The sequence below is a fragment of the uncultured Dialister sp. genome (genome assembly GCF_900541605.1).
Classification (GTDB): domain Bacteria; phylum Bacillota; class Negativicutes; order Veillonellales; family Dialisteraceae; genus Dialister.
Genome location: NZ_UQKJ01000059.1, coordinates 1 through 11,889, shown reverse-complemented (window position 1 = coordinate 11,889; position 11,889 = coordinate 1). Strand labels below are relative to the sequence as shown.

Here is an 11,889-nt window from a genome sequence, read left to right as displayed (position 1 = left end):
CCTATGGAGTCCGAACTACACTTTTAATTGTGTCCTTGACAAGGGGGCCAGTTCATGTGCGGCGCATCAAAATTATTGTGGCGCCGCGAATTGTATAATTTCTTTTCCTTAAGCCCAGGCGGAAGCCTTAGCCATGCCGCAGGCAGAGCCCTGGCCGAAGGCCACTGCCCTATCCATCTCCATCAAACCTTTTCTTCTACGATTCCTTCATCCGGGGGATTGCCGTGGAGCCGGAGTCCCGGGATGATGAGGATGGCACTGGCAATGAGTCCCACAAACAGGGGATCCATGGGCAGATGAATCACCGTAGCGGAAAGGAGGGCCGCCAGGGTACTGCCGGCCATGGAAATGACGGCCCAGGTCTTTGTCAGATGGCCAGGAAGGAATACAGCCAGACTGAAGGGGATAAAGATACCGCCACCCCGGAGAGCCATGGACAGATAATTCCATACGAGTACTTCAGAGCCCCTGTTGGCAATGGAAATGAGGCAGGCCAGAATCATAACTGCCAGCACCGTCATTTTGGTAATGACAAGGAGCTTATGGTCATCCCGGATTTTAAGGATAGACGCCAGCATATCCCTGGCAATCATGGTACCGATTCCCAGGGACAGGCCGCCGATGCCGCTGACCAGGGACAGGATAATGCTCCCCATGGCCAGGTTTCCGATAAAGACGCCAGTATGGTTGATGAGATAGGCAGGCAGTACGAGAATCGGCATCACATCGGGATCCATGGCATGCATGTACATGCCGATGGCCACATTGGGAAGGCCCACGGGAATGACAATCAGAGCTGCCGCAAAGCAGCCGAAGGCTGCAGTAATAGGCGTACTGGCGGAGAAAATGCACTGGATATAGGTCTGGGTACACAGAACGCCGACGATTACAGAAAACAGGTTGGCCATGGACGGTTCAAAGCCCCGGCCGAACAGGGAAAATTCCGATGGCGCCATGTTGTCCCAGGCTGCGGTGCCATAGATGGCCTGGAAAGCCTCGAACCCTGCAATGAACAGGGCAAACCAGATGATGCCCATCTTCAGGATGCCGCCGATAGCAGCACTCTTCATGCCGCCGAAGAATGTATATCCGATGACAAGGAGAATCAGGACTACCGAGGAAATCATGGGATCCAGCCCAAAAAGGGACGAAATGATTTCAATCCCCGGCAGGCAGCTGGCTACGGCAGAAAAGAGAATGCCAATGGACGAAATAACCGAAGACAGTTCCTCCGCCCGTTTCCCGTAATGGAGGGACAGGAACTGGGGAATGGTCTCCAGCCCGGTGCCCCTCATGCGGCGGGCATAAAAAATGCCCATGATAATAAAGGCAATGCCGCTTCCCAGCGTAAACCACCAGGCCGACAGGCCGAAGCTGTAGGCCAGCTGGGCCGTGCCCACAGTGGCACCGCCACCGACGACGGTGCCTGCCACCAGCGGTACGCCGGCGCTCCGGCCGCCTACGCTGTATCCCGCCGCCGACTTTACAGACCGGGAATGGTAAATACCGATGCCGATGACAAGGGCTACGGTAATCAGAATAATAATGGCATGGGTGACTGTTAGATTCATATGGTTCCTCCCCCCTAAAGTATTCCCCCGTTTTTGCTTTAAGAGCATTATATACCTAACGGGAAAAATGGGAAAGAATTTTTCGTTAGCAATTCAGGTGCTAATAATTAGAGACACGAACCCCGGGCCCTCAGCTGAACAGCCACTGCGCGGCCATCCATCCTGCGCCTTTGGCGCGCCCCTTCTCTAAGGAGCTGCATGTTTGGGATTATTCTCATACCGAAGTCTTTTATTTTTGTGGGAATAATTCAAAACATGTGTCCTCTTAGAAATGGAAATCCTGCATAGGATGAATCCGACTTGCACAGGTGGAATCTGCAAAGCAGCGCAGCGACTGACCAGCTCAATGCTCAAGGCTAAAGGCTCAAGGCCCCTGCACCGGTGACTCTATCCGTAAAAAACAAAAAGGCGCATGGCCTTCCAGCCACACGCTTTTTTTGAAAAACATATCACTTATTTGTGTTCAAAAATATCCACACGCCGTCCATCAGCGCCGCTGCCGTCTTCAGAACCCTTTACCATGGGCACCAGTTTCGAAGCGTCCACACCGTGGTCTACGGCATACTTCTTCACGCTTTCAATGCGGCGGGAAGAAAGGTTCTTATTGTAATCCGCACTGCCTGTGGAATCCGCACGGCCTACGAGCTTGAATACATGGCCCGTTTCCTTGGCTTTCTTCACAAATTCATCGAGGTTTGCCTTCTGGCCATCTTCAATGGCGGCGGAGTCGCTCTTGAAATGGATGCTATTGAAGTAGTAATCATTTTCCGGGGCCTTCACCGGCGTATCGGCGGGCACATTGACCACGTCCGCATTGGTATTGGCCGGTTTGACCGTTACCGTAGACGGTTCGCTGTCTCCTTCGTAGTCATAGTTCTTTTCTTCCTCCGCCGGAGCCAGAGTATTGTCACTGCCACCGAAACGGTAAGATACACCGGCCATGAATCCCTTATAGGATACATTATGGTCCGAATCTCCCCGGGTATTCAGGTAATGGTAGCCTGCATTGAGGTCCACATCCTTATCCAGGGCCAGGTTTACCCCCGCTTCCCACAGGGATGTGGATTCAGTGCCCACCGCTCCTTTAGCGTAGACATCCACCACATCGTTCACCGGCTGCCGGGCAATGATGCCAAGCTGGGCGATGTTATTCACCCGGTCCGAAGAGCCGAAAACCCGATCCGGGAAATCTTTCATGGAAATACGGTTCCAGCCGCCGAAGGCTGCCACCTGGGGATGGAAGGAATAGAGCGCATTGATTTCATTCATGTTGCCATTGGTATGGTCCGTATGGAGACCGGTGTACTGATACTGGGCTGCCCAGCGGTCATTGATACCATAAGTAACGCCGCCAAGGAAGTTCCAGTCTCCGTCGGACTTATATCCATTGGAATGGGCCGAAGAATCCCACATGCCCACATTGATTTCCGTCTGTCCTTCCTTAAAGGAAGTCTGGGGAGATGCAAAGGCCACGCCGGATACAGAAGCCGCCACAGCCAGAGCCAGTAATATTTTTTTCATATCCATTCACCTCACGAAAACAGGGAGATTTAACCAGTCTTATAGAAGTATTATATCATAAACAGCTCAGGCTCGCAGAAAACAGACCGCCGGTCGAACAGCATGGCATTCTGATGGATAGAGCCACTGGAGTGAGGCTGCCAGGAAAGCTGGTCAGCCTGTGGCAAAAATAGGGCCGGCCAACTGCGGCAAAGCCGCTGGACATCAACTCTTGACTCGTTCTTTTTTTGCCACAGGCAAATCAGTTCTCCTGGAAGCTAACAGCTAAAAGCTCCACTCCAGTGGCTCTGACCGTCAGAATGCTTTTCTCCGCCACTCCCAGGTCCTTATTTCTTTTCTTCCACGCCCATGACGTCCTGCATTTCTTCGATCATTCCCACATTGCCGCTCTCGATGAGCTTCCGGAATTCTTCGAGCTGGTCTTTGATTTCTTTCGACATTTCCGGGAACCGGGGGGCAATATCCTTCAGGGCCCGGATGACAATCTGGGCCACCACGTAACGGGTGTACCATTTATTATCGGCGGGCACGATATACCAGGGCGCCTGTTCTGTGGAGGTGGCCGTAATCATTTCCCCATAGAGCTCCTGGTATCGGTCCCAGTACCGCCGTTCATTCAGGTCGGCCATGGAAAATTTCCAGTTTTTCTTCTTGTTCAGGATCCGTTCCGCCAGCCGGTCCCGCTGCTCATTTTTCGATACATGGAGGAAAATCTTGATTACATGGAACCCGTTTTCAGAAAGATACCTTTCCCAGTCCCGGATCTGGCGGTACCGGGTCTCCCAAATGTCCTTGGTCACCAGATTTTTCGGAAGCTTATCATTTCTGATCAGGTCATGGACCCGGGTCACGATGACATCCTCATAGTGGGAGCGATTGAAGATGCCGATATCTCCCCGCCGGGGCAGGGCCTTATTGATGCGCCACATATAGTCATGGTCCTTTTCTTCGCTCGTAGGCTGTTTGAAAGAAACCACGTGCACCCCATTCGGGTCCAGATGGGAAAATACATGCTTAATGGTGCCGTCCTTGCCGGCGGCATCCATGGCCTGCAGTACGATGACAAGGCCATAGGTGCTCTGGGCATAGAGCTTGGCCTGCAGGAGGTTCAGCTCATCCAGGGACTTTGGAAAGGCACTCATTTTCACCGATTCCTTATCCACATCCCTATCGCAGGCAGTGGGAAATTTCTTCAGGTTGATTTTCTCTCCTTCTTTAGCCCGATACCGGTCAATATCGATTTTCACGTTGCCCGTATACTTCTTTTCCTCCGTCTTGACCGCTTTGTTTTCTTCCCTGGTCTCCATCATGATCCCCCGAACAGTAAAAAGCGCGGACCAGCGGCCTCCGGCCGGAGAATCCGCGTTTTTCATCATCCCGCCTTTTGGGCAGGAAAATATTTAGAAAAATGAAATACTCCTCTTTCCAGGGATGTTCTTTCCGGAAAACAGAAGAGAAAATCCCGAAAAATCTGTCAGTTTTTTTATTCTTTATTCCTTATCCATGGTCTCCTGGATTTCCTTCAGGGAATGGATATCCACTTCCGAAATCAATTTCTTGAACTGTTCCAGCTGGGTCTGCACATCAGGCGACAGTTTTGGGAACTGGGGATTGATTTTTTTCAGCGCATGGAGGGTAATCAGAGCTACGATATAGCGGGTATACCACTTATTATCCGCCGGCACGATGTACCAGGGCGAAATATCCTTGGAAGTCTTGGAAATCATTTCTTCATAGAGCTTCTGGTACTGATCCCAATACTGCCGTTCATTGATATCGGACATGGAGAACTTCCAGTTCTTCTGCTGGTTAATGATACGGTCCATAAGCCGGCGCTGCTGTTCCGACTTCGACACATGGAGGAAAATCTTCACCATTTCGAATCCATTCTGGTGCAGGTATTTTTCCCAGTTGTTAATCTGTTCATACCGCTCTTCCCAGATGTCCTTGTGAATGAGGTCCTGGGGCAGCTGGCCCTTATGGATCAGGTCGTGGATTCTGGTGACAATGACATCTTCGTACTGGGAACGGTTGAAAATACCGATATCTCCCCGTTCCGGCAGGGCCTTATTGATGCGCCACATGTAGTCGTGGCCCTTTTCCTCAGTGGTGGGCTGCTTGAAGGAAACCACCTTCACGCCGCCGGGATCCAGGTTTGCAAATACATGGTTCACCGTGCCGTCCTTGCCGGCAGCATCCATGGCCTGCAGCACGATGATAAGGCCATAGGTATTCTGGGCATAGAGCTTTTCCTGCAGGTCCTTCACCTTTTCGATGACCTCCGGGAAATAGAGGCTCTTTACCTTTGTTTTATCAATGGACACATCGCACTTGGTGGAGAATTTTTTCAGATTGATTTTTTCACCCTCCCTGGCGCGATACCGATCAATATCTACTTTTCCATCTTTAATTTCATCCATAGAAAGACCTCCAATCAAAGAAACCACACTCTCCTTTTTCTATTATAAAATAGAATCCGTCTGTCGTTAAGCCAAAGAAATTTTATAGGCTGTAAAAGAAAGAATTGAGAGTTAAGGAAGCGCTGATTAAATCGTTGTTCGATTATACTCTTGTATTTTCATGCAATACAAGGAATACTCGGACTCTGCGAATGAATCAGCGCTTCCTTAATGTTTTGCTGCCGGTTCTCCCCGGACTCTTCCATTCCCCATTATTGTATAATGAAGATAAACAGGGAAAGGAGGAATGACCATGGATGAAGAAGACAAAAGGCCACAGGGAAAACGGTACCGCACCATGGATACCATTGCCGGTGTATTTACCCATTCCGACATCAAAACAAAGCTCTTCGGTCAGAAGGGGTTCCAGTTCTACCTGTTCCAGAAGCGCTGGAAGAATATAGTAGGAGACCTCATGGCCAAAGAATCCTATATTTCCGGATGCAAGGGTCCTCTCCTCTACGTGCAGGTCACAAACTCCGCCTTCATGCAGCAGCTTTACATGATGAAAGGGGATATTCTGAAGGAACTCTCTAAAGATGAAATCGGGAAATATTTCAAGGACATCCGGTTCTTTGCAGGATCCCCCAGAAAAGACAGCCGCCCCTTCACTACGGTGGACAAAGTCAATGAAACCATAAAAAAAGAACAGCATCGGTATTCGGTGGATCTTTCTCCGGAAGAGGAACAGTGGATCCAAAGCTGGGTGGCAGGCCACGTGAAAAGCGAAAAAATCCGCCCCCAGTTTGCGGAAATGATGGAAGAAGTGCTGAAAATCCGAAAGGGAGAGCAGGCAGATGGCTACCATGCCTGCGCCATCTGCGGTGCCCTCTGTCCGCCGCAGGAAAAAATCTGCCCCGCCTGCCATCGGAAGCTGGAGAAAACAAGGAAGAACAAGGTCATCCTTATCCTGAAAGAAAATCCCCACTACACCTATCAGGAGGTCCGTGCCATTCTTCCCTGTGACTACAGCCTCTATGAAGACGCCAGGGATACTCTCATCCACCGGGCCAAGGAAAAAATTTTCCATAAATACAGTGCCGACGAGGAAAAGAAAAAGCTGCTGGCCCTCCTGCTCCACCGTCCTGTTTCTTCCATTACAACGGAAGAGGCCAACGAAATGCTGAAAAAACTGCCCCAGAAGCCCCAGAAGAAATGGGACTGAATGAAGCAGAATTGAGGCCAGGCGGCTGAGCCGCAAACAAAAGTCTTTCAGCCAATCCCAGGTTCCTATGCTGTATGAAAATGGTCCTGTTGTTTCACGTGAAACAATGGAAAAAGCGCAGGAAATGATCATTCATTTCCTGCGCTTTTTCCATGCAGAAATTCCCGCCGCTTCCCGGCCGCTGCATGGTAGGACTTGGGACACTGTCTTCCGAGGTAAACCGAGGGGATCCGCAAAGGCGGGTCCCCGGTTTCCGTGGAAGTCCGGTGAACGGCTGCCGCTCATGATTTCTGGCGGTTTTTGGCGGGAGTTTTCTGGTTTGATTTTTCGGTGCACCGGAGAAGCACAGCCTCCAATGGAAATCGCCATTTTCTGGATTCCGCCCCTTAAGATTCTGCGCGCTGGCGGAAACCGGAAAACTTTTCCGGGCCCTGCTGTGTTCCTCTGTTTATATAGTCCGGAAGCAAAGGATACCGTCCCAAAAAGAAAAAATTGCGGTCTCGCGGCTTTGCCGCCTGACCGCAATTTTCAAAACTCAATTCTCAATTCTTCCCTGTGCGCCGCCACCTCATTCCTGATGCGGTGTCTCGTTTAACCCATATTTTCCCAGATCCACCACTTTCCCTTCCACATCGAAGGGGACTTCCGTACCGGTGACCAGTGTCTGGATTTCCTTGTCCATGAGAAAGGTAACCAGCGCCTTTCGCCGTTCCCGATCCAGTTCACTGCCTATGTCATCCAGGATGAGCACCGGGTATTCCCCCGTTTCCTCCTGGATAAATTCCATTTCCGACAGTTTCATGGAAAGGATGGCTGTCCGCTGCTGGCCCTGGGAACCGTAGGCAGAAATATCCATGCCATTCAGGAGAAAGGTGAGGTCATCCCGATGGGGTCCGATGGATGTATGGCAGAACCGTTCATCCTCTTCCCGGCGCCGGGACAGTTCTTCCATATACCACTCCATATCCCACCTTGGCTCATGGCTGCCCTGCTGGTTATAGCGGATTTCCAGCCGTTCCCGGCGATTGGTGAGCCTCTGCTCCATGTCCATCAGCGTTTCATTCATGCGGGATATGGTTTCCATCCGCTTTTTCACCATATAGGAAGCGCCGGAGGCAATCTGCATATCCCACATGTCCAGGTCCGGCTTTTTTCCGGTGGCCAGAGCATTTTTGAGAGCCCCGTTCCGCTGCTGTACGGCCCGGCTGTATCGGAGGAATTCCTCATAGTACCTTGGAGATACCTGGGAAATTTCCATGTCCAGAAAACGCCGCCGCAGCTGGGGAGCTCCTTTGATGAGCTGCAGCTCGTCCGGTGTAAAAAGGACAGTCCGGAAAAGCCCCATCAGTTCCTTCCTGCGGATGGGGGTATCGTTCAGGAAGATTTTCTTTCCCTGCCCCCTGGTCAGTTTGATTTTGATGGACTGCTCCACCTGGTGAACAGAGAAATTCACCAGAATCGTGCCCTCATCATCTCCGATCCGGATGATTTCTCCATCGTTGGACGTACGGAACGACTTTCCCACGGAGCTGTAATACAGGGCTTCCAGAAGATTGGTCTTCCCGCAGCCATTGGGACCGGTGAAGAACGTAAGAGCCGGTGAAGGCTCCACGGTCCTGTCTTTAAAATTCCGTATCTGTATGAGACGGAAAGAAAGGCATTTCATTTTTATTCTCCGGTCATGCGGAACTCGGTCCCATCGATGGACAGGATGTCGCCTTTTCTGATTTTTTTCCGCTTTTCATGGACCTTCGTCCCATTCAGCAGTATGGTATGGGCTTCCAGGAAAGCCCCCGTTTCTCCGCCGGATGTGATATAGTCCAGTTTTTTCAGGAACTGGTCTAGCTGGATATAGTCTCCGTAAATTGCGATTTCTTTCATCAGTCTCTTCCTCTCATGGGCGTCATAATGTAGCGGTAGCTCTTGTCTTCTTCCTGTTCCACCAGCATGGGGCCTGCCTTCTGCAGGTGAAGAATCACGGTCTCCCCTTTAGAATGCTTCAGGATATCTTCAATATAGTTGCAGTTGAATGTGAGACGCACCGGATTTCCTTCCAGCTTTACAGGGATGGATGTATCGGAACGGCCGATATCCGGATCTTCTTCATAAATTTCCAGGGTACCATCGGTGAAATAAAAATTAATGGTCTGGTAGCTCATATCCCTGGAAATTGGGCTTACAAAGCGGACAGCTTCTTCGAAATCACTGCGGTTGACCACGGCGGTGGCATCGAAATGGTTTGGAATGATGCGGTGGAAATCGGGGTACTGGCCATTGATGAGGCTGGCAATGAAGTAGGTTTCCCCAAAGGTAAAGGCCACATGGTTGTTGGACCAGGAAATTTCTACCACATCCTCTTCCTTATCCTGTGGCAGGAGTCTTGTCACATCGGACAGGATTCCGGAGGGAACGATAAACCGTCCCGCTTCCGTGGCCGATTCAGAGAGAGTCACCTCCCTGCATGCCAGACGATGGGTATTGGTGGAAGCCATGGTAAAAACGGAATCCTTGATTTCAAAAAGAATACCGGAAAAGAGGGGTTTCTGTTTATCCGTGGAAGCGGCAAAGGTGACGAGGTTTGTGGTTTCTACAAAATCCCGGCATCCAATGATGCAGTGATTCTTGTGGTCCATTTCCTGGACATCCGGGAATTCCACCGGATCCCGGGTGGGGAACTTGGATACATAGGATCCGGCTGTAAAGGTGACCACATTTTCATGGTCTCCTTTTTCCATAGTAATCGGTCCTGCCGGCATCATGCGGATGGTATTCTGCAGCTGGGGTGCTGCAATAACGGCAATGCCTTCTTCTTCAATGTCTGCAGCACAGGATGTTTTGATGCCTATGCTGTAATCATTGGCCTGGATAAGAATTTTACCCTGCACTGCGGAGATAAAGAAACCATTATTGGTATTGGATGTAACTTTGTTCTGTGCTGCCCGCTGTACGCGGTCCAATGCATCACAGAGCTCGGATTTTTCGAAAATGACTTTCATGGCAGCTCCTTTAAAAATGACGATGATTGATAAAATATAGTAGCAGTCGTAGTAGTACGCTGTGAAAAAGTGAATAACTTTGTGAAAAGCTCGATTTTCTCGATGCCTGTAATTTGTCAGAAAGGAGTGAATATCCTTTTTTCCTATTCACAGATTTCACAGTTTTTCACGGATTTCCTGTTGTTCACAGGTTGGGAACAGGAAATCGGACAGGAAAGCCCTTTTTTATTCACATGGGTTTTTCCTTTACCGGGAATGGAGCATTTTCCTGATGGCTTCAATGGATGCCTTGGTCTGGGGATCATTTTCTATGTCGTTTTCTACCCGTTCGCAGGCATAGAGAACGGTGGAATGGTCCTTCCGCTTGAAGCAGTCCCGAAGGGTAGGATAGGATTCATGCAGCTCATTTCGGCAGAGGTACATGGCAATCTGCCGGGGAATGACGATTTTCTTGGGCCGTCCGTTGCCAAGGAGTTTATCCTTTTTCACTCCATAGTATTTGCAGACCGTGTCGATGATGAAATCCACGGTGAGTTCCTGGCCGCTGTCGATGGGAATCTGATCCTTCAGCGCTTCCCGGGCAAAGGGAAGGGTAATGGATTCCTTCTTGATATGGGAGAAGGTGACCAGTTTATTGAAGGCCCCTTCCAGTTCACGGACATTGGTATTGATGTGGCTGGCGATGTAGTCCACCACGTCCTTCGGCAGGGTGATGCCCATTTTTTCCGCCCGTTTCTGCAGGATGATGCAGCAGATTTCATAATCCGGCGGTGAAATGGGGGCCACCAGGCCGCTGGAAAAACGGCTCTGCAGGCGGTCTTCCAGCTTGTCGATATCCGAAGGCGTACGATCACTGGTCATGATAATGTATTTCTTCTTATCGAACAGTTCATTGAAGGTATTGAAGATTTCCATCTTAGTGGAATCCCTGGAACCGAAGAACTGCACATCATCGATGAGGAGGAAATCCAGGTTCCTGTACTTGGCCCGGAATTTCGGCATCGTATGATTCTGGATGGCATCGATGAGTTCATTGGTGAATGTTTCACTGGATACGAAGAGCACCGAAAGGTTTGGCTTATACTTATGTATATAATTACAGATGGCATGGAGAAGATGGGTCTTTCCCAGTCCGGAGGGTCCATAAATAAAGAGAGGATTCATCTTCTGGTCCGCCTGGTCCGGATGGGTGGCGGTCTGGGCTACGGCGTAAGCGGCCTGGTAGGCGATTTCATTGCAGTTGCCGTGGACAAAGGTTTCAAATGTATATTCCTCGTTCACCGGATTGGGCTGGAATGTCTTCTTCGATTCTCCTTTTGGCACGTTTTCGAAGAGGGATGTTTCGTGGAGCTCTTCATAGTTCCGGATATCCGGAAGGGATACTTCGTCGGCGGTTTTCGGGGTCAGGTTGGAGAAATCAGGCGGCGCTACTTCCTGGGGAAATGGATCCGCAGCAGGTGGTGCTGTCTTTGGAAGCGGTGCCGGTTCCGGCGGCATGGAGGAAACTTCCGATGATTCCGGGAACGGAGCAGCCGGAGGTTCCTGTGGTCCAGCGGGAACCGGTGGCTCCGGCATGGCCGGCGCCGCGTCTTCGCTCCTTGGCGGCCGGATCTCTACCCGGATATCCTTTCCTGTGAGGGTCCGGATGATCTGTTCCAGTTTGCTTTTGTACACATTGTCAATCCACCGTACCAGGTAGGGCCGGGATGGTGAGATGACCAGTGTGCTGTCTGATAGGGAAATGGGAAACACATCGTAAGAAAACATTTTATAGTATTGGTGGTCGTTCTTGTCGATATATTCCAGTATCCTGTCCCATAGTAAAAAGAAATCCATAATGACTCCTTCGATTGAATAACCTGTGAATTTCTGTGAATAATTATGAATAGGACAGAGGGGATAATTTGCGGGAAATCCGATAGAAAGGGATTTCCCGCAAATTAAATAAGTCTGTTCATAAGTGAAGAATCTTGTGAATAACTATATTTTACCATCTCTGCCGCCTTCTGTATATTCACAAGATGTATGGTGCAGCTGCCCCATGGACTACTATAGGTAGTAGATATGAGAATTCACAGGAGGGGAAGAGTCAGGAATGAGGAGTGAGGAGTCAGGAGTGGATGTTAAAATGGACCCCGAGTAGTGGACACATCCGAAAGTGAGGCCCCCGGATTTTG

10 protein-coding genes are annotated in these 11,889 nt (G+C 50.2%); 2 read left to right on the top strand and 8 right to left on the bottom strand.

Annotated features, from left to right (window positions below):
• Positions 1-182: 182 nt before the first annotated feature.
• The 4 genes from QZR21_RS05495 to QZR21_RS05480 form a co-directional block, all read right to left on the bottom strand.
• Positions 183-1,571 carry a sodium:solute symporter gene (locus tag QZR21_RS05495; protein WP_296098921.1) on the bottom strand — a complete coding sequence of 463 codons (1,389 nt, stop codon included), beginning with the start codon at positions 1,569-1,571 and terminating at the stop codon, positions 183-185.
• 453 nt (positions 1,572-2,024) lie between these two features.
• Positions 2,025-3,092 (bottom strand): OmpA family protein, encoded by a 1,068-nt coding sequence (locus QZR21_RS05490; RefSeq protein ID WP_296098923.1) that lies wholly within the window; start codon positions 3,090-3,092, stop codon positions 2,025-2,027.
• 326 nt (positions 3,093-3,418) lie between these two features.
• Positions 3,419-4,402: a polyphosphate kinase 2 family protein gene (locus QZR21_RS05485; protein ID WP_296974173.1), complete on the bottom strand. Its 984-nt coding sequence runs from the start codon at positions 4,400-4,402 to the stop codon at positions 3,419-3,421.
• 180 nt (positions 4,403-4,582) lie between these two features.
• A complete protein-coding gene (locus tag QZR21_RS05480) occupies positions 4,583-5,512 on the bottom strand; it encodes a PPK2 family polyphosphate kinase (protein ID WP_296098927.1) in 930 nt (309 codons plus the stop codon).
• Positions 5,513-5,804: 292 nt separating this feature from the next.
• Between QZR21_RS05480 and QZR21_RS05475 the strand changes: the two genes are divergently transcribed.
• Together QZR21_RS05475 and QZR21_RS05470 are read left to right on the top strand one after the other, a co-directional pair.
• Positions 5,805-6,716 (top strand): DUF721 domain-containing protein, encoded by a 912-nt coding sequence (locus tag QZR21_RS05475; protein ID WP_296098928.1) that lies wholly within the window; start codon positions 5,805-5,807, stop codon positions 6,714-6,716.
• A gap of 67 nt (positions 6,717-6,783) precedes the next feature.
• Positions 6,784-7,311, top strand: a complete 528-nt coding sequence (locus tag QZR21_RS05470; RefSeq protein WP_296098931.1) for a hypothetical protein — start codon at positions 6,784-6,786, stop codon at positions 7,309-7,311.
• On the opposite strand, the gene recF is transcribed toward QZR21_RS05470, so the two are convergent.
• The 4 genes from recF to dnaA all read right to left on the bottom strand — a co-directional run bounded on the left by recF (position 7,285) and on the right by dnaA (position 11,548).
• Positions 7,285-8,382 (bottom strand): DNA replication/repair protein RecF, encoded by a 1,098-nt coding sequence (gene recF / locus QZR21_RS05465; protein ID WP_296974171.1) that lies wholly within the window; start codon positions 8,380-8,382, stop codon positions 7,285-7,287. The two genes, QZR21_RS05470 and recF, sit on opposite strands and share 27 nt — an antisense overlap.
• Before the next feature lie 2 nt (positions 8,383-8,384).
• Positions 8,385-8,597 carry an RNA-binding S4 domain-containing protein gene (locus tag QZR21_RS05460; protein WP_296098936.1) on the bottom strand — a complete coding sequence of 71 codons (213 nt, stop codon included), beginning with the start codon at positions 8,595-8,597 and terminating at the stop codon, positions 8,385-8,387.
• A complete protein-coding gene (dnaN, locus tag QZR21_RS05455) occupies positions 8,597-9,712 on the bottom strand; it encodes a DNA polymerase III subunit beta (protein WP_296098938.1) in 1,116 nt (371 codons plus the stop codon). Before dnaN ends, QZR21_RS05460 begins: the two co-directional genes overlap by 1 nt.
• A 246-nt stretch (positions 9,713-9,958) precedes the next feature.
• Positions 9,959-11,548, bottom strand: a complete 1,590-nt coding sequence (gene dnaA / locus QZR21_RS05450; RefSeq protein WP_296098940.1) for a chromosomal replication initiator protein DnaA — start codon at positions 11,546-11,548, stop codon at positions 9,959-9,961.
• Positions 11,549-11,889: the final 341 nt, after the last annotated feature.

Coding starts and splice junctions, on each gene's coding strand:
- QZR21_RS05495 (WP_296098921.1), bottom strand. CDS start 1,571: ATGAATCTAACAGTCACCCATGCCATTATTATTCTGATTACCGTAGCC.
- dnaN (WP_296098938.1), bottom strand. CDS start 9,712: ATGAAAGTCATTTTCGAAAAATCCGAGCTCTGTGATGCATTGGACCGC.
- QZR21_RS05485 (WP_296974173.1), bottom strand. CDS start 4,402: ATGATGGAGACCAGGGAAGAAAACAAAGCGGTCAAGACGGAGGAAAAG.
- QZR21_RS05460 (WP_296098936.1), bottom strand. CDS start 8,597: ATGAAAGAAATCGCAATTTACGGAGACTATATCCAGCTAGACCAGTTC.
- QZR21_RS05475 (WP_296098928.1), top strand. CDS start 5,805: ATGGATGAAGAAGACAAAAGGCCACAGGGAAAACGGTACCGCACCATG.
- QZR21_RS05480 (WP_296098927.1), bottom strand. CDS start 5,512: ATGGATGAAATTAAAGATGGAAAAGTAGATATTGATCGGTATCGCGCC.
- QZR21_RS05490 (WP_296098923.1), bottom strand. CDS start 3,092: ATGAAAAAAATATTACTGGCTCTGGCTGTGGCGGCTTCTGTATCCGGC.
- recF (WP_296974171.1), bottom strand. CDS start 8,382: ATGAAATGCCTTTCTTTCCGTCTCATACAGATACGGAATTTTAAAGAC.
- dnaA (WP_296098940.1), bottom strand. CDS start 11,548: ATGGATTTCTTTTTACTATGGGACAGGATACTGGAATATATCGACAAG.
- QZR21_RS05470 (WP_296098931.1), top strand. CDS start 6,784: ATGCTGTATGAAAATGGTCCTGTTGTTTCACGTGAAACAATGGAAAAA.